The organism is Planifilum fulgidum, assembly GCF_900113175.1.
In the GTDB taxonomy this organism is placed as follows: domain Bacteria; phylum Bacillota; class Bacilli; order Thermoactinomycetales; family DSM-44946; genus Planifilum; species Planifilum fulgidum.
In genome coordinates this window covers 97,036-114,366 of the sequence record NZ_FOOK01000001.1, presented here as the reverse complement: position 1 = coordinate 114,366, position 17,331 = coordinate 97,036, and the positions used below count along the sequence as shown (strand labels likewise).

The 17,331-nt window shown below is 56.7% G+C and carries 14 protein-coding genes and 1 CRISPR repeat array; of the genes, 13 read left to right on the top strand and 1 reads right to left on the bottom strand.

All coding sequences use genetic code 11. The annotated features are described in order from the left end of the window. The first annotated feature begins 13 nt into the window (after nt 1–13). The 7 genes from BM063_RS00480 to BM063_RS00455 all read left to right on the top strand — a co-directional run bounded on the left by BM063_RS00480 (nt 14) and on the right by BM063_RS00455 (nt 7,795). Nucleotides 14–901: a fumarylacetoacetate hydrolase family protein gene (locus BM063_RS00480; protein ID WP_092035366.1), complete on the top strand. Its 888-nt coding sequence runs from the start codon at nt 14–16 to the stop codon at nt 899–901. 21 nt (nt 902–922) lie between these two features. Continuing rightward, nucleotides 923–1,237 carry a UxaA family hydrolase gene (locus BM063_RS00475; RefSeq protein WP_092035365.1) on the top strand — a complete coding sequence of 105 codons (315 nt, stop codon included), beginning with the start codon at nt 923–925 and terminating at the stop codon, nt 1,235–1,237. A 4-nt stretch (nt 1,238–1,241) separates the two neighbouring features. Beyond that, nucleotides 1,242–2,390 (top strand): UxaA family hydrolase, encoded by a 1,149-nt coding sequence (locus tag BM063_RS00470; protein WP_177198909.1) that lies wholly within the window; start codon nt 1,242–1,244, stop codon nt 2,388–2,390. Between the two features lie 69 nt (nt 2,391–2,459). Next, nucleotides 2,460–3,920, top strand: a complete 1,461-nt coding sequence (gene gucD, locus BM063_RS00465) for an alpha-ketoglutaric semialdehyde dehydrogenase GucD (protein WP_092035363.1) — start codon at nt 2,460–2,462, stop codon at nt 3,918–3,920. A 712-nt stretch (nt 3,921–4,632) separates the two neighbouring features. Beyond that, nucleotides 4,633–4,960: direct repeats of the CRISPR family, unit length 37 nt; unit sequence GTCACAATAAGAACACCTCAATAAAGAGGATTGAAAC. A 169-nt stretch (nt 4,961–5,129) separates the two neighbouring features. Beyond that, nucleotides 5,130–5,276: a hypothetical protein gene (locus BM063_RS17470; RefSeq protein ID WP_177198901.1), complete on the top strand. Its 147-nt coding sequence runs from the start codon at nt 5,130–5,132 to the stop codon at nt 5,274–5,276. Nucleotides 5,277–5,426: 150 nt separating this feature from the next. Next, complete coding sequence (locus BM063_RS00460; RefSeq protein ID WP_092035362.1) at nt 5,427–6,593, top strand: Gfo/Idh/MocA family protein; 1,167 nt, start codon at nt 5,427–5,429, stop codon at nt 6,591–6,593. Between the two features lie 131 nt (nt 6,594–6,724). Beyond that, on the top strand, nt 6,725–7,795 hold the full coding sequence (locus BM063_RS00455; RefSeq protein ID WP_177198900.1) for an AbrB family transcriptional regulator: 1,071 nt from the start codon (nt 6,725–6,727) through the stop codon (nt 7,793–7,795). Between the two features lie 17 nt (nt 7,796–7,812). Here the strand turns inward: BM063_RS00455 and BM063_RS00450 are convergent, their stop codons facing one another. Then, a complete protein-coding gene (locus tag BM063_RS00450; protein ID WP_092035360.1) occupies nt 7,813–8,340 on the bottom strand; it encodes a hemerythrin domain-containing protein in 528 nt (175 codons plus the stop codon). Nucleotides 8,341–8,560: 220 nt separating this feature from the next. Between BM063_RS00450 and BM063_RS00445 the strand changes: the two genes are divergently transcribed. The 6 genes from BM063_RS00445 (at nt 8,561) to BM063_RS00415 (ending at nt 17,216) form a co-directional block, all read left to right on the top strand. Continuing rightward, nucleotides 8,561–9,601: an oxidoreductase gene (locus tag BM063_RS00445; protein ID WP_092035359.1), complete on the top strand. Its 1,041-nt coding sequence runs from the start codon at nt 8,561–8,563 to the stop codon at nt 9,599–9,601. 92 nt (nt 9,602–9,693) lie between these two features. After that, on the top strand, nt 9,694–10,467 hold the full coding sequence (locus BM063_RS00440; protein ID WP_177198899.1) for an HpcH/HpaI aldolase family protein: 774 nt from the start codon (nt 9,694–9,696) through the stop codon (nt 10,465–10,467). Nucleotides 10,468–11,074: 607 nt separating this feature from the next. Continuing rightward, on the top strand, nt 11,075–12,478 hold the full coding sequence (locus tag BM063_RS00435) for an FAD-binding oxidoreductase (protein WP_092035357.1): 1,404 nt from the start codon (nt 11,075–11,077) through the stop codon (nt 12,476–12,478). Further along, nucleotides 12,475–13,782, top strand: a complete 1,308-nt coding sequence (locus BM063_RS00430) for a (Fe-S)-binding protein (RefSeq protein WP_092035356.1) — start codon at nt 12,475–12,477, stop codon at nt 13,780–13,782. Before BM063_RS00435 ends, BM063_RS00430 begins: the two co-directional genes overlap by 4 nt. Nucleotides 13,783–14,473: 691 nt before the next feature. Then, nucleotides 14,474–15,160, top strand: coding sequence for a hypothetical protein (locus BM063_RS00420; protein WP_092035354.1), 687 nt, complete (start codon nt 14,474–14,476; stop codon nt 15,158–15,160). Between the two features lie 1,015 nt (nt 15,161–16,175). Further along, entirely contained in the window at nt 16,176–17,216 is a 1,041-nt protein-coding gene (locus BM063_RS00415) for a helix-turn-helix transcriptional regulator (protein WP_092035353.1), read from the top strand. Nucleotides 17,217–17,331: the final 115 nt, after the last annotated feature.

Below are 17,331 nucleotides of genomic sequence, written 5' to 3'. Positions count from 1 at the left end.
GGAGGCAATTTCCATGCGCATCATCCGGTTTTTAAGCGATCCATATTCCCCCGTTCTGGCCGCGGTCACCGATGATCGCCGGATTTATCCCCTGCCGTACACCGATTTTTTGGAACTGGTAAGGACGGCGGAGCGCCGGGGGGAAACGCCGCTGATGCTGTTGCGGCAGGTGCTTTCTTCTTTGGAGCCGCTGAACAGATCTTACGAGGAACTCGCTTTGCTGGTTCCCATCGAGGCCCCCGAGGTGTGGGCCTGCGGCGTCACCTACGAGCGGAGCAGAGATGCCCGGAATGCGGAATCCGGCGGCGGGGAAGGCGGAATGACCTGTTACGACAAGGTGTATGAAGCGGAGAGGCCGGAGATCTTTTTCAAGTCGACCGCCGCTCGGACGGTGGGTCCCCATCAGCCGGTCTATCTGCGAAGCGACTCCTCTTGGCAGGTTCCGGAGCCGGAGTTGGGACTGGTGCTCGACCGGAACGGCCGGATTCTTGGATACACGGCGGGGAACGACATGAGTTCCCGCGACATCGAAGGAGAGAACCCTCTCTACCTGCCCCAGGCAAAAATATGGAGACATTCCTGCTCCATCGGGCCGTCGATCCGACTGGCGGAAACGGTGGAGGACCCGTATCGGTTCGAGATCTCCTGCCGCATCTATCGCGGCGGACGGAAAGTGTTTGAGGAGTCGGCGACCACGGGGCGGATGAAGCGGAAAATGGAGGAATTGGTGTCCTTCTTGATCCGGGACAACCCGATTTTTGACGGGACCGTGCTTTTGACCGGAACCTGCATTGTGCCTCCCGACAATTTCACCTTGCGGGAGGGAGACCGGATCGAGATCGAAATTTCCGGTATCGGAACCCTGATTAACTATGTCAAAGCACCGGTCCCGCAGTACTGACGGACGGGAGGGGAGATCCGGATGGAAGAGGGATACAGGGCGGTAATGTTGAACCCGGAAGATTCGGTGGCCGTCGCCCTGTCCCTGATTCCCGCAGGCGCCGCCGTGGAGGTCTCGTGCAGGGGAAGCCGGTTTACGGTGGTGTTGCGGGATGCCGTCGAATTCGGACATAAATTTGCCGTGGTGCCGATCCGAAAGGGGCAGGATGTGCGGAAGTACGGCGAGGTGATCGGCGCGGCCACCCGCAACATCCGGGTCGGGGAGCACGTCCACGTCCACAATGTGGAGGGAAAGAGGGGAAGGGGTGATCGGGTTGTGCGCGGAGAGTCTTCCTGAGCTGATGGGCTACCGGAGGCCTGATGGACGGATGGGCGTCCGCAACCACGTGCTGATCCTGCCCACCATCACCTGTGCGACGCAGGCTGCCCAACGGGTGACGGAGCTGGTTCACGGCACTGTCTCCTTTATTCACCAGCACGGCTGTGCCCAGGTGGGCGCCGATTATGAGCAAACCTTCCGTACCTATGTGGGGATGGGTACCCATCCCAACGTGTACGGCGTGGTGGTGATGGGGCTGGGGTGCGAAACCCACCAGGCTAGAAGCGTAGCCGACGAGATCGCGAAGAGCGGAAAACCGGTGGAAGTAGTCTCGATCCAGGATCACGGAGGGACGCTGGGGGCGATCGCGCAGGCGGCCCGGATCGCCTCCCGGATGGTGCAGGACGCTTCCGCCCTGACCCGGGAGCCCTTCGGCTTCGAGGAACTGATCGTGGGAACCGAGTGCGGCGGATCGGACGCCTGCTCGGGCCTGTCCGCCAACCCGGCCGTCGGGGTGGTCAGCGACATGATCGTAGACCGGGGTGGAACAGCCATCTTGGCGGAGACGACGGAGCTGATCGGCGCCGAACACCTGCTGGCCGAGCGGGCGGTGGACGATCGGGTGGCCAAGCGGGTGTATGAAGTCATCGAGGCGATGGAAAACCGGGCGATCGCGATGGGGGTCGATATCCGGACCGGCAATCCGAGCCCCGGCAACGTCCGCGGCGGCCTCACCACGCTGGAGGAAAAATCGCTGGGAGCGGCGGCGAAGGCGGGCACGCGCCCACTGCAGGAACTGGTGGAATACGCGCAGCGGCCGACGAAAAAAGGGCTGGTCTGGATGGACACGCCGGGCCACGATATCGAGCAGTTGACCGGCATGGTGGCCGGCGGCGCCCAGCTGGTCCTGTTCACCAGCGGCCGCGGGACGCCGACGGGATCGCCGATCGCGCCCGTGATCAAGATCGCCAGCAACACTCGGATGTTCGAGACGATGCAGGAGAACATGGACCTCAACGCTGGAACGGTCATCGACGGGACGGAGTCGGTGGAATCGGTGGGGAAGAGGATTTTTGAAGAAATCCTGCAGGTTTGCTCCGGCAAGCTGACCAAGTCGGAAATCCTGAGACAGCACGATTTCGGCATCTGGAGAATCGGCCCCACGTTTTGACGCCTGCGAAAGGCCGGGGTCGCAACGGATTTCCGGAAAAGATGAAAGGCGGGTGAAGCTTCCTTGACGATGACAACGGGGATTCAAACCTATCTCAACTATATCGGTGGAAAATGGGTTCCCGCTTCCACCGGAGAGGTGGAGGCATCCATCAATCCGGCGAATCGCCACGACGTGGTCGGTTATGTGCAGATTTCGGGCCGGGACGATCTGGAGAAGGCGGTGGCCGCCGCCAAAAACGCCTTGTCTTTTTGGCGGAAGCGGTCCGGACCGGAAAGGGGAGAATTTCTGCACCGCATGGCGAACATTCTGGAGCGCCGGGCGGATGAGATCGCGAAGACGATGACCCGGGAAATGGGCAAGACGCTTCCCGAAGCCAAGGGGGAGACGGCCCGTGGCGTCGCCCTTCTCCGATATTATGCGGGGGAAGGGATGCGGAAGGTGGGGGATGTGATCCCTTCCACCGACAGCGGGGGGCTGATGTTTACCACCCGTGTGCCCCTCGGCGTGGTTGGGGTGATCACCCCGTGGAATTTTCCTGTGGCGATCCCCCTTTGGAAAATGGCGCCGGCGCTGGCATACGGAAACACGGTGGTTTTCAAGCCGGCGGAGGAAGCGGCGGTCACCGCTACCAAGTTGGTGGAATGCATGGAGGAAGCGGGGCTGCCGGCCGGGGTGGTCAATCTGGTGATGGGCAGCGGCTTGGTTATTGGGCAGGGCATCGTGGACCATCCGGACATCAGCGGCATCACCTTCACCGGTTCCAATGAGGTGGGAAGGCGGGTCGGCCAAAGGGCGGTGGCCCGCGGCGCCAAATATCAGCTGGAGATGGGCGGGAAAAACCCGGTGATCGTCCTGGAAGACGCCGATTTGGACCGGGCGGTCGAGGCGACCGTCAGCGGCGGCCTGCGCACCTCCGGGCAAAAGTGCACGGCGACCAGCCGGGTGTTTGTGCAGGGCGCCGTGTACGATCCGTTCAAGGAGAAGCTGCTGAGCCGGGTGAAGGAGATCCAGGTGGGAGACGGGATGGATCCGAGAACCTGGATGGGACCGCTCGTCAGCGAGGAGCAGTTGCAAAGGGTTCTCTCCTACATCCGGAAGGGAGTGGAGGAGGGAGCAACTTTGCTCTGCGGCGGACGCAGACTGGAGGAAGGACATCTGAAGGACGGATTTTTTGTGGAACCGACCGTGTTTGAAGACGTGACGCCGGACATGACGATCGCCCGGGAGGAGATCTTCGGGCCGGTGTTGGCCCTGATCCGGGTGGAAACCCTGGAAGAAGCATTGAGGCTGGCAAACGATGTTCCCTATGGGCTGAGCGCCTCGATCTTTACGAGGGATATCGGCAATATGCTGTCCTTTATCGACGAAGTGGATGCAGGCCTGGTCCGGGTCAACGCGGAGACCGCCGGCGTCGAGCTGCAGGCCCCCTTCGGCGGCATGAAACAGTCCAGTTCTCATTCGCGGGAACAAGGGCGGGCTGCCATCGAATTTTTCACCTCGATCAAGACCGTGTTCGTCAAAGGGTAAACAGGGACATCGGCCCTATCCTCATGGAGGCGAACCGACTCATCATGCACGGCTCATCCGTCATTCCTTCCGGAAGGAAGAATGGGATGGGCCGCGGAGTGTCTTTGCCGTTGCAACCAAACGAAGCGGCACATGGCGGGGCATCGGTGGGATTTGGACAAAGCCGTAAGGGAAGTGCCTGGACCGTAACCAGATGACACGAAGGACATCTATTTCCAGTTACTTAGACGAATGCTGCCTGATGTAAGGGCTGATGCACGCAAGCTCACGTACCGTTTTTTCGCTTTGGATGCAAACAGGGGAGTCATCCCTGGTTTTTTTGTTCTTTCTCGTATCCGAAATGTAAAACCAAGTGCATGGGGAGCCGTTTTTTCAATTGACGGAATTGTCCTCGAGAGTTATAGTGTAAATACAGCGCATGGCGTTGTCGTCGGGTTACGGGCCTTCTCTTTAGAATAAAATTGTCTTGCTGTGGTGCCCCTATCATTTTATCCGGGGTTTTGACTATAAAAAAATGGATTTTGCGAACACCGGGAGCTTCGGTAAAAACCCCGGTGTTGTTCGCAAACGCGAAAACCCGCATCATATAAGGAAAAATAGCACTTTGATCATTCTTAAACAAGCGAGAAATCAACTAAATTATGGTTATTCGGAGGAGGTGTTCGCAAAACGGCGTAGAAGTCCAAGCATATCAAGGGATTCAGCGTCCGCTGTCACAATAAGAACACCTCAATAAAGAGGATTGAAACGGCAATGGCCAACATTCCGCCCTTTAACTGGATGGTCACAATAAGAACACCTCAATAAAGAGGATTGAAACGCTGATGGCGAAAAGCGCAAACCCGAATATTCCCGTCACAATAAGAACACCTCAATAAAGAGGATTGAAACATGGGAAGTCCTCGAAGAGAATGGGCTTCCCATAACTGTCACAATAAGAACACCTCAATAAAGAGGATTGAAACTGCTCCTGTGGGATTTCATACAGAGCCCAGACGTTGCTGTCACAATAAGAACACCTCAGTAAAGTGGATCTAAAATGAAAGAGGGCTGGGTATTACACCCGGCCTTCATCATGTCTGGTGGATTGATCTCGGTTTGTCTTTTTTGCAAACGGAACTGCAAACGAACTTCATATACACGAACATTGTTTTAAAGCCGTTTTAAAGATAAACACCGACTCTCCATGAGGAGACGGGGGAGAGGATTTTGGCGCTGGTCAATGTGTCCGATCAGAGGATTTCGTTGAAGGTGGACGCCTCCGGAACGGATGTGATCGGCAATCGGCATGTCGACGGCCAGGCGGATCTCGCCCCCTACCAGATCATGTGGATCCGGATGGAGGGAAGGGGTTGAGCGGGAGCGGCAGGCATGGGATCCGGACCTGTAGCAAAGAGGGGTTATTTGAAGTCTTGGGAAGGGAAAGTTTCTTGGTGGGAAAGGAAGTTTTCCCTTCCGTTCCGGTGAAATCATTCATCAGAACATTTCAAAAAGGGGAGAAGGGCATTGGGCATCAAAGTCGGGATTATCGGGACGGGTTTTTCCGCCAAGTCTCATTTGGAGGCGCTGAGGCGGTTGAATCAGGTGGAAGTGGTGGCGATCGCCTCAAGCCGTCAGGAACGGGCGGAACAGGTGGCAAAGGAATTCGGCATTCCCAAGGCGTACGGGGATGCCCGTCAGCTGATCCACGATCCGGAGGTGGAAGCGGTTCACAACTGCACCCCCAATCACCTTCATTTTCCGCTCAACCGCGAGGTGCTGGAGGCGGGCAAGCACCTTTTGTCGGAAAAACCTTTGGCGCTGAACAGCCGGGAATCCCGGCAGCTGATGGAATGGGCGCAGAAGAGCGAGGGAGTGAGCGGCGTCTGTTTCAACTACCGCCATTATCCGATGGTGGCCGAGGCCCGGGCCGCGATCGCCGGGGGCGAATGCGGCGAGGTTTATCTGGTTCAGGGAGGTTATCTGCAGGATTGGTTGCTTTACAACACGGATTATAACTGGCGGCTCGATCCGGAGCAGAGCGGAAGCACCCGCGCCGTCGCCGATATCGGATCCCACTGGTGCGACACGGTCCAGCATGTGCTGGGACGCCGGATCGTGGAGGTGTTCGCCGATTTGAAGACGGTGCATCCCGTCCGTTACAAGCCGAAGGGACCGGTGACCACCTTTGCGAAAAGCGAGGATGGGGACCGGGAGGAGGTTCCGATCCACACCGAGGATTGCGGTATCGTGATGGTTCATTTCGAGGGAGGAATCCAAGGGGTCTTCACCGTGTCCCAGGTGAGCGCCGGGCGAAAAAACCGCCTCTACTTCGAAATTTCCGCCGAAAAAGCGAGTTTGGCCTGGGACCAGGAGGAGCCGAACCGCCTGTGGATCGGAAAGCGGGATGAGGCCAACCGGGAGCTGCTCCGGGATCCGTCGATCCTTTCGGAGCCGGCCGCGTCGATGGCCCATTATCCCGGAGGACATCAGGAAGGGTGGCCGGACGGTTTGAAAAATCTGTTGATCGACTTCTATAAAGAAGTGAGAAGAAAGAAAGAGGGACGCGCGGCGGAGGAAGGAGGGCGATTCCCGTCCTTCGCGACTTTTGAAGACGGCCACCGGATCATGGTGTTGATCGACGCGATTCTGGAAAGCCACCGGACGAAGAGATGGGTGGAAGTGAAGGAGTGAAAGAAAGAGAAGACGCTTCCCGGGAAGCAAAGGCGGGCAAAGAGAAAGGACAGGTTGACTCCTTTTCCCGTCATCGATTAGGATGTGGGAAAAAGCACCCCGGTGATCCGATCCGAAGAAGGAATGGGAGAATGATCACTGCAAGGCGTCTTCTATTCACAGGAACAGTTGCCGCCATCGGCGGGGTTTCCTTTTTTTTGTTGGGACTTCCTCTTCCGTTTCTTTTGGGGTCCATGTTGGCGACGGCTCTCCTGCAAACCCTTCGTTCCGATACCTTGCCCGTTCCGCAGGGCGTCACCCAATTGGCCCAGGCCTTGATCGGCGTAAGCATCGGCTTTTCCTTTTCCCTCTCTTTTCATCAGTCGCTGATCGGCCTGGCGGTGCCGCTGATCGTTTATCTTCTGGCGATCATGGTCCTGGGGTTCGTATCGGGGTATTTGCTTTTCAAATTGTCCGATCTGGACGGAATGACCGCCCTTTTTTGCTGCGTTCCCGGAGGGGCTTCCGAAATGATCAGCTACTCGGAGGCGTACGGGGCGGATTCCCGGATCGTCGCCACTTACCATACGGCGCGGATCGTGCTCATCATCGTTTCCATGTCGTTTTTGGCCCCCTGGTTGGCGGGTGGCCCGGGCGGGGAGGCCATTTCCGGCGGAGCGGAACCCTCCATTGGGCTCGGGGCTTCCTGGACTCCGCTGCTTTTGTTGATCGGTACGCTCGCCTGGTGGCTGTCCACCCGGATCCGGTTCCGCGCCGCTTCCTTTTTGTTGGCCGTTTTGCTGGGGGTCATCGGCAACGGAGTGTGGTTTCATTTGGATAAGGCGCCGCTGTCGTATACCATGATCGGCCAGATGCTCCTGGGCGTCTCGGTCGGGTCGAAATTCGACCGCGCCACCTGGATCCGGATTGTCCGGTTGGGGAAGACGATGATGCTCGTCATGATATTTACGCTGCTGATCTCCCTGGGCCTCGGCTATCTGTTTTACCGGGTCACTTCCGTCGGATTGGTGACCAGCCTGTTGGCCACCATCCCCGGCGGTGCCGCAGAGATGGCCACCATCGCGCTCACCCTCGGCCGCGATGTGACACTGGTTGCCGCCATCCAAATGATCCGGCTGTTCACCATGTTTCTGGTCGCGCCCGGAATGACGATCTGGCTGGGGAGGCGCCTCGCCGCCAGGGGAACGGAAGGGAAGGGCTGACATCCGGCAACGCACATTTACAAGGGCCGATTGACGTCTCTGGCGATCGCCTTCTTCTCATCCTCGGTTAAAATCACGCTGAACAGGGGAAACAGGTAGTGGTCTTCCTTTTCAATGTGTTTTTTCAGCAGGTAGGCAAGCAGTCCCATTTTCTGAATCAGTTCCTGGGAGGGGTTTTCGGGATCGTGGCCTTCAAACATGTCCAACGCCTCCCTGTGATGTTTCCGGATGACGTCGTGTTCGCTTTTTAATTTGGCGATGGGTCCCACTTCCGTCTCCGGAATGTGGTTTTCCAGGCGGGAGAGAATGTACTTTTCTTCAAAAAGGAAGTGATGTTCCAACTCGTGACCGATTTGATTCAAAGCCTCCCGGTAGATTTCGGCGTCGTAACCCTCCCGGACCCGGTCCATCAACCGGCTCAGAGAGGCGTGCTCTTCGATGAAGGAATGCAACTCGGGAGCGACGATCGCCATGATTTTGTCCACTTCCTGCGCGCTCGTCCGCTTCCAGTCCGTAAGATCCAGTCTGGGTTGATATTTTGCCATTTCGATGCCTCCTCACGGCTTGCGGATTTCGTTGTCGGACGCGGGCAGCATCCGTGACGGGACGGCAGCGGTTGTGAAGCCCCGTTCATGGTCAGCATATCACACCTTTCATCGTTTCCAATCACAGAGAAACCAGCGATTTGTGACAAAGGGAGAACAATCTTTTCAAAATGGGATGAACGTCCGATGGCGCTGGAGAGAGAATGGGAGGAGATAAGGCATGACCATTCAGGTGGGCCTGATCGGCTACGGCATGTCCGGCGCGGTGTTTCACGCTCCGCTGATCCGGCATGTGGAGGGGATGGAACTGGCGGCGGTCGTCTCCAGCAAGCCCGATAAGGTGCTGCGGGATCATCCGGGGGTGGAGGTGCTCGCCACCTCGGAGGAATTGTTCGCCCGAAGGGATGTCTCCCTCGTCGTCGTCACGACTCCCAACACCCTCCATTACCCTTTGGCCAAGGCGGCCATCGCCGCCGGCAAGCACGTGGTCGTCGAGAAACCCTTTACCGTCACCTCCGAAGAGGCGGAAGAGCTGATCGATCTGGCGCGCAGGCAAGGGGTTTTGCTCAGCGTGTACCACAACCGGCGGTGGGACGGCGATTTTCTCACCGTGCGCCGCCTGGTGGAATCCGGTTGCCTGGGTGAACTTTCCCTGTACGAATCCCACTACGACCGTTACCGTCCGAAAGTCCGCGACCGCTGGCGGGAATGGGATCTGCCGGGCTCGGGGACCCTGTACGATCTGGGTTCTCATCTGATCGACCAGGCTTTGGTGTTGTTCGGCCCGCCCCGGAGGGTCTGGGCCGATTTGGAGGCGCAGCGCCCCGGGGCGAAGGCCGTCGACTATTTTCATCTGGTGTTGGACTACGGGCGGATGAAGGCGGTTTTGCATTCGGGTTCCCTGGTGCGCAGTCCGGGGCCGCGATTTCAAATTCACGGGGAGCGGGGGAGCTTTGTCAAATACGGGATGGATCCTCAGGAGGATCAGCTGAAGCGGGGAGCATCTCCCGCGGATCCGGGATACGGAAGGGACCGGGAGGAGAACCACGGGGAGATTAGCATCAATTGGAACGGACTTTCGGTAAGGGGGCGGGTGGAAACCCTGCCGGGAGATTACGCTTCCTTTTACGAGAAAATGGCGGAGGCGATTGCCTCGAACCGCCCGGTGCCCGTCGCCCCCGAAGATGCCCGGGACGTGATCCGGGTGATCGAATGCGCCATCCGCAGCGACCGGGAAAAGAAGGCGGTGGCGTTTGAGTGATCTGCAGCGGGCGCTTTCGCCCCGCCGCCCGAGGGATCTGAAAAGACCGATTTGGAGGAATGATTCAATCCGTGAGGGGAGGAGGGCGGAGAATGCTGAAGGAAAAATTGGCCTCGAAAGGTGCGGTTTTCGGCACCTGGATTCGGATTCCCCATCCGATGGTGGTGGAGGCGATCGCCGCCGCCGGGTTCGATTTTGTCCACCTCGATCAGGAGCACGGTCCGATCGGGACGGCGGAGCTGGACCAGTTGATCCTCGCCGCCAAGGCGAGCGGCATTCCGGCTGTTGTCCGGGTTCCCGGCAAGGACGGCACCCGGATCGGCCAGGCCTTGGATCTGGGAGCGGAGGGGGTGATCATCCCCCATGTGGCAAGCGGGGAGGATGTCAGGTCCGTCGTCCGGGCCGGCCGTTTTCATCCGAGGGGGATGAGGGGGGTGGCCGGCGGGTGCCGGGCGGACGGCTACGGAACGCTCCCCTTTGCCGAGGTGTCCGAAGCGGCAGACCGGCGATTGATCCTCGTCCAGATCGAATCCAAAGAGGCGGTGGAGCGGCTGGACGAAATCCTGGACGCCTCCGGCGATTCGGTGGATGTCTACTACATCGGGCCCGCCGACCTGTCCCAGTCCCTGGGCATCCCCTGCCAGTTTGACCATCCTCTCCTTGGCGAAACCATCCGCCGAATCACTGAGCGCCTTCGCGCCCGCGGGAAGACGGTGGGGATTCATGCTCCCACGGCGGACCACGTCGTGGAATACGCCGAGATGGGAATCCGGTACATCACCTGTTCCATGGACATCGTCCTGCTCGCTTCCAGGGCCCAAGCGTTGGCCGCCGAGTGGCGGGAGGCGCTGAAGGGTCTCCGCTGAATCCGTTGTGACCTGTCCGTCTTGCATACGAGGCGCCGCCTGGAAAGGGGCGGTGGCGATCTGCTCTCCGGTTTGCTCCAGGGCATCGGGAATCGTTTTTTCTCGATGCTCTCCAATTTTTCCGGCAGGAATTGAATCGGAAGGGAGCGACGTTCGTCGAAGAGCGATCCGGTTTTGTCGGGCGGTTCTTTTGACAAGGGATTCCGCCGAGTTCGATCCGCTCGGGAGACCATTTGTTGTCCAAAAAGGGTTCGATCAGACGGATGCTTTCTTCTTGCTTCCGCAAGGCCCATCGTACCGGGAAGGCAGTGACGCCCATGAGAAAGGCCCATCGCAGAGCGTTACTCCTTCATCCCTCGCAGGGAAAACCCCCAACCGGTTTGTCGGATCGCCCGGTGCGGCTTTTCCGATGAGGAGATCCGGCCCGCAACCCCCGGTTGCCGCTGGACATCGACTGAAAAGTGACAGCCCGGGGAGGGAATCGGTTGGCTCCCCCCTCCGGTTTTTTCCGCGATGTTTCGGCGAGTTCCAGGGTGGGAAGGGGATTTACGCCGCGGGGTTTTCTTCCGGGGCCTTGTTCGGATATCTGTTTCGAGGAGGTTTGCGGATGGATCCGAAAATCCTTCGGGAAATCGAGGCGATTTTTCCTGGGGACCGAATCCTGACCGGATTGGGTGACCGGTACACCTACGGCTTTGATGCCTCCTTCGGGCAGTATTTGCCGGAGTTGGTGGTGCAGCCTCAAACGGCGGAGCAGATCGCCCGGCTGGTCCGTCTGGCCAATAAGCACCTGATTCCCCTCTATCCCCGCGGTTCGGCCACCTCCTTGAGCGGAGGCCCCCTTCCGGTCAAGGGCGGCATCGTGATCGACATGTCGCAATATCCCAAGCGCTTGGAAGTGGATCGGGAGAATTTGCTGGCGGTCGTGACCCCGAGCGTGATCACGGCGGAGATTCACCGGGAGGCGGAGGCGGTTGGCCTCTTCTATCCGCCGGATCCGAGCAGCTCCCACGTTTCCACCATCGGGGGCAACCTGCTGGAAAATTCCAGCGGTCCCCGGGGGCTGAAGTACGGAACGACCAAGGAGTATGTGATCGGAATGGAAGTGGTGACGCCGACGGGGGAGGTGATCCGGGTCGGGGGAAAGACGGTCAAAAACGTCACGGGCTACGATTTGACCCGGTTGATCGTCGGTTCGGAGGGAACCCTGGGCATCGTCACCGAGGCGATCCTCCGGCTGATTCCCAAGCCTCCCGCCCGCAGGACGTTGTTGGCTCATTTTCCGCGGCTGAAGGATGCCGGCTGCGCCGTCACCCGGATTTTGTCCTCGGGCATCCTGCCGGCGGCGATGGAATTGATGGACAATGCCTGCATCCGCGCGGTGGAAAGTTACCGCCCCCACGGATTGCCCACCGATGCGGAAGCGATTCTGATCATCGAGGTGGACGGGCATCCTTTGGCGGTGGATGAGGAGATTCATCGCTGTAAGGAGCTGTGCCTCCTGCAGGGAGCAGGGGGGTGCAGGGTGGCGGAGAGTGAGGAAGAGCGGGAGAAGATCTGGATGTCGAGGAAGATGGTCTCCCCGGCGATCACCCGATTGGGTCCGACGAAGATCTCCGAGGACGCCACGGTCCCCCGCGAGAAAATTCCGGAGATGATGGAGCATCTGAAGCGGATCCGGGAGAAGTACCGGCTGCAGCTGGTGGTGTTCGGACACGCGGGGGACGGAAACCTGCATCCCAACATCATCACCGATGAGCGGAACCGGGAGGAGATGGAACGGGTGGAAAAGGCGGTGGGAGAAATCTTCGAAGCGGCCGTTTCCCTGGGGGGAACCCTGTCCGGGGAGCACGGGATCGGGATCTTGAAGGCCCCCTACATGGAGATGGAGCTGGGGCGGGAAGGCGTGATGATGATGAAAAAGATCAAAGAGGCCTGGGACCCGAACAACATCCTCAATCCGGGCAAAATATTTCCCGCCCCGGGTCAGACCAAGGTGGTCCTGCGATGAGGGGAAGGGATCTGCTTAAGGAAAAGGCGTGGGATTCCGCCCTCCGGTGCGTGCAATGCGGATATTGCCTACCGGTCTGTCCCACTTATCAATCGATGGGGAAGGAGTCGGCTTCCCCCCGGGGAAGAATCAACCTGGTCAAGTTGGCCGCCGAAGGAAAAACGGACGTGATCCGGGATCTGGCGGAGCCGATCGACCTGTGCCTGGGGTGTCGGGCCTGCGAAGCCGCCTGTCCGGTGGGGGTACCCTACGGGCAGATCCTGGAGGAGGCGAAGGAGGCAGTGGCCGAGGAGCGAAGGGGTGCGCCCTCCCCGCTGGGGGAGAGGATGAAGGAGGCGCTGCTCCGCCATCTCCTTCCCCATCCGGGAAGGTTGCGGATGGCGGGGACGCTGTTGTGGCTGTCTCAAAAAACCGGCCTGCAATCCCTAATGCTGCGTTCGGGATTTTTGCGGCGGAGGTCCGTCGCCTTCCATCAGCTGGGGAAGGTGCTGCCCCGGGTGGAGGCGCCTTATTCGCGGCTTCGGCGGGGTGCGCTCCTGCCTGCCCAGGGGCGGAAAAAGGGACGGGCGGCCCTTTTTTCAGGGTGCATCATGGATGAAGTCTTTCACGGGATCAACCGCTTGACTGTCGAACTGCTTCGGCAAACGGGGTGGGAGGTGATCATCCCGGAGAACCAGCGCTGTTGCGGGGCCCTGCACGCCCACCAGGGAATGCGGGAGGAGGCCAAACAGCTGGCGAAGGCCAACATCCGCGTCTTTGAAGCGTCGGGGGCGGAGATTTATGTCAGCAACGCCGGCGGATGCGGGGCGATGCTCCGGGAATACGACCGCCTTTTCCAGGATGAGCCAAAGTGGCGGGAGCGCGCCGCCCGTTTGGCGGAAAGAACCCGGGATATTTCGGAGGTGCTGGTCCGGTTCGGCCTGCCCGCCTTTCGGAGGGAGTGGGAAGGGGTCATCGTCTACCAGGATTCCTGCCACCTGCGCCATGTCCAGAAGGTGGTCGAGGAACCCAGGGAACTGCTTCGCTCCATTCCGGGGGCCGTCTATGTGGAGATGGAGGGGGCCGACCGCTGCTGCGGGTCCGGCGGCATCTACAATCTCCTTCACTTTGAAGAGTCCATGAAGATCCTGGACGACAAGATGAAAGAGGCGGCGAAAACCGGCGCCGCCACCATCGTCACCGCCAATCCCGGCTGTCACCTGCAGATGAGGCTGGGGGTGGAGCGGATGGGAGAGGCCGGCCGCATTCGCGTTTTGCATCTGGTTGAGGTGCTGGCGGAGGTGTGTCTGGAACAAAATACTTGACCGAAAAGGGATCATGACCCGGTCCAAAGACTTGGCATAGAAATCGCAACATTACAGGCGGTGGAGCTGTGCAAAGTCCCATTGCATCCCCGGATAGTTGAATGGGGTTGGGAGCCCGTCCAGCGGGCGGGGATGTCTGTGGGCGCGGCGATCCTGACCGCCGTTCTCTTCGGGATCTGCATCACCCGGCGGAAATGGGCCATGCTGGTTCCGGGCGCGACCGGCATGTCATGATCATCCCGAGCATCGCCCTGTCCGGGATACGATCCCGATGTTTTTTCATCAACCGGAAACCAGATTTGTCCCGGCCTTCACGACGGCGGTCTTATACTTCCCCAGTTGCCCGTCATCCGGAACACACACATGGCTGTGAAAGGCGTGGCCCCGGTCCGCGATCGACCGGGATGGGGATGGCACTTCTTCAGAGGAATCGGCATATGCCCATCGTCCCACCCATGATTATGGACGGGGTGCGGACCGCCGTCGTTCACAACCGCATGTCCCGCGATGCCGCCTACATCGACGCCGGCGGATGGAGGAATACAACTCCCGCGGCATTTCAACATTTATGGGATTATCACAAACAAACGGTACAAAGGTGGGAATGGCGGTATTCCGCTCGCATCCAAGCAACCGGGAACCGGTTCAGTAAGCCAGAAGGAAGTGTGAGCCATTGCAGGAGGAGGATCCTATGAAGAAAAAGTTTATTCCTTTGGTCGTGGGGGCCGCCATCATCGGTACAACTATTGCATTTGCAAGCACTCAAACAGAGTCAGACACAAAAGAACAGGAGGAGAAGATAGAATCGGCTCTTGTTAACCAGTTAGACAAAGTAAAAGGCATAGGCGAAAAATGGATTAGTAGAGTTGACAACAATAAAGAAGTATATGCCCAAATCACTCTGAATAAGAAAATGACCGCTAAAGAGGTCGTCGATTTTGCAAAAAAGAATGATTTGGAGATCAAGGGTTGGAGTTACATGATCGACATTGGAGACCACACTGCAGTTGGTGCATATTCTCTTAATCCGAAGGAATCCATGATAGAGTCAGAGAAAAGATTCATCCAAATAATGAAATCAACTCTGAGCAGACAAATTGAGGTATTGAAGGAATTTGAAAAAAACGAGGGATTGTCTGAGAAGGCAAGAAACAATGCTCTGGCCAAACGCCGGGCGATTGAAATGAAATTAGAAGAGCTTTCAAATCATGATACCCGAATTATTTACGGGATAAAGGTTAAAGGAAGGGCTGGAACTATAGAAAATTTGCTTAAAAATAATCAAATCCATTCCGTAAAACAATCCAGTGAAGAAGACGAAAATACAGCACTCTTCAGAAGTGTTCCGGAAAACTGGTTGAAAGAAGCTGTGAAATAATGGCCAAGAAGACCATATTGCTCATGATGGTGAACAGTTTATTCTGCAGATCACTGTCAGGGTATGAATTGATTGCTTATGTATAGGCACAAAGAATTCTGCTCGTGTTATTTCAGCGTATAAGCATGTAAATGCATCTATAGGCCTTGTTCCAAGCGGCGTTGAGAATCTAAGTTTTTTACGGATATGACGGATTAGTGGCAGGGAGCATTTTCAGAAAAAGTCCATCTTGGTACATTCATTTTTTCAATTGACGAAATTGTTTCCGGAAGTTATAGTGAAAATGCAACATTATTGATTTAGGGACTTGTAGTTAATGACAAAATTGATTTTCCGAACACCGGGAGCTTTGGCAAAAACCCCGGAGATGTTCGGAAACGTGCAAACCCGTGTCAGACAAGGGAAAACAGCACTTTGATCATTTTTGAACAAGAATAGCATTTCCTAAAAAATGGTCATTTTAAGGAGGTGTTCGGAAAATCGCTTAGGAAACCAGTTCTACCAAGAAACTCCGCGCCCGCCGTCACAATGAAAACACCTCAATAAAGAGGATTGAAACGTACGTCCGGAAATTGAACTCACTCGCCTTGCTCTGTCACAATGAAAACACCTCAATAAAGAGGATTGAAACATGAACGAAATAAAAGCGCTGGCTATAGCGCTCCAGGTCACAATGAAAACACCTCAATAAAGAGGATTGAAACTTGGAAAAAAAGCATCCAACGCGCTTTGAATTTCTGCGTCACAATGGAAACACCTAAAGGGATTGCAACACAGGTTTACGGTATCCAGACAGCGAGCCATTTTACCGTCACAATTAAAAATTCCTTAGTGAAGAAGATTGAAGGTGACTAATGTTGCACCATCTTCGTTTGCAAAATGTTACTATATGAGAACACTTTGATCATGTGAAAGCCGGTTACACCCTGTCGATATGAGAACACTTCGGCAAGAGGATGGCTTCGTCGAGGTCGACCGTTGCCGTCAGTAGATTGCTCCAGCGAGGAGATGGCGGATGTCAAAGGTACACCGTGCCCATGTGAGGCATCGTGAGCGTTTGTTGTCGATGTTGGCCGAGATGTTGCTGGATTCCCGACGGCATTGGATCCGGGATGCGGCGGAAAGGTACGGGGTGTCCCAGGAGAAAATACGCAGAGATATCAAATATCTCGAAAAAATGTTTAATCAACGGAATCAAAGGGAGTATATTATCCGGGGACATGGCTATTATCAGGGCAATTTTGCCCGGGCGGTGGCGAATTTGTCGCCGGAGGTGCGGCTGTATCTCTTTCTGGCCCTGAGGCAGGTGCAGCCCCTGTTGAAGGGCGAAGGGGAACGGGCGTATCAGGAGTTGTTGGAGCATACCTATTCGGTGTTGCGGGAGGAGGATGTGCGCCGCCTGAAGGAATGGTCCGGTTTTTATTTTGTAAGCGAGTATGGCTTCCCGAGGAACCGCACCCATTTTTATCGTGCCCTGCAGGATGTGTTTGAGGCGATCCGATATGATCAAATTTTGCAATTTGAGCACAGAGGGGGGCGCAAATATTTTGATCCTTACGGTGTTTATTATGCGAAACATCTTTTTTATCTGATCGGAAAAATAGTCAAATGGCCGGATGGGCCGGATCTTCCGCTGATTCATCTCCGGTTGGATCGAATCCGCGATATTTCGCGCATCTCTCGTCCGTCTTCTTTGGGAAGAAGAAAGAAAGCGGATATATGGGAATACAAACGGAATCACGCCGAAAAATATATCAAGCAGATGTTGGAGGCGGAGCACAGTAAAGTTAAGCAGGATTATGTGATAAGGATCTATGATCCGAACGTCTTTGAAAGGATACGGGAAAAGCAGTGGCATCCGGACCAAAGAATCCGGGAAATTCGAGAAAGGGGAGCGGTGGGGGAGATCGTGTTTCCCAAGATTACCAGCTGGATGGAGATCAAGAAATGGGTGCTGGGATGGGGAAGTGCCGTCGAATTGGTGAAACCGGCGGAGAAACGAAGGGAATTGCGGGATGAGATACAAACGATGTTTTATAAGCGGTACCAAAGTTAACCTAAAGGTGCCGCTTTTCTCGTTTTTGGCAACAAGGATTTCTATCGGAAGCAGTAATAAATCGGAACTCTTTACGATTCCGATTTTTTTGTTTATACGATTTTTGATGATTGTC

Excerpts from the sequence above, each read along its gene's own strand:
- BM063_RS00480 (WP_092035366.1), top strand. The coding sequence starts at position 14 with ATGCGCATCATCCGGTTTTTAAGCGATCCATATTCCCCCGTTCTGGCC.
- BM063_RS00475 (WP_092035365.1), top strand. The coding sequence starts at position 923 with ATGGAAGAGGGATACAGGGCGGTAATGTTGAACCCGGAAGATTCGGTG.
- BM063_RS00470 (WP_177198909.1), top strand. The coding sequence starts at position 1,242 with ATGGGCTACCGGAGGCCTGATGGACGGATGGGCGTCCGCAACCACGTG.
- gucD (WP_092035363.1), top strand. The coding sequence starts at position 2,460 with ATGACAACGGGGATTCAAACCTATCTCAACTATATCGGTGGAAAATGG.
- BM063_RS00455 (WP_177198900.1), top strand. The coding sequence starts at position 6,725 with ATGATCACTGCAAGGCGTCTTCTATTCACAGGAACAGTTGCCGCCATC.
- BM063_RS00450 (WP_092035360.1), bottom strand. The coding sequence starts at position 8,340 with ATGGCAAAATATCAACCCAGACTGGATCTTACGGACTGGAAGCGGACG.
- BM063_RS00445 (WP_092035359.1), top strand. The coding sequence starts at position 8,561 with ATGACCATTCAGGTGGGCCTGATCGGCTACGGCATGTCCGGCGCGGTG.
- BM063_RS00440 (WP_177198899.1), top strand. The coding sequence starts at position 9,694 with ATGCTGAAGGAAAAATTGGCCTCGAAAGGTGCGGTTTTCGGCACCTGG.
- BM063_RS00435 (WP_092035357.1), top strand. The coding sequence starts at position 11,075 with ATGGATCCGAAAATCCTTCGGGAAATCGAGGCGATTTTTCCTGGGGAC.
- BM063_RS00430 (WP_092035356.1), top strand. The coding sequence starts at position 12,475 with ATGAGGGGAAGGGATCTGCTTAAGGAAAAGGCGTGGGATTCCGCCCTC.
- BM063_RS00420 (WP_092035354.1), top strand. The coding sequence starts at position 14,474 with ATGAAGAAAAAGTTTATTCCTTTGGTCGTGGGGGCCGCCATCATCGGT.
- BM063_RS00415 (WP_092035353.1), top strand. The coding sequence starts at position 16,176 with ATGTCAAAGGTACACCGTGCCCATGTGAGGCATCGTGAGCGTTTGTTG.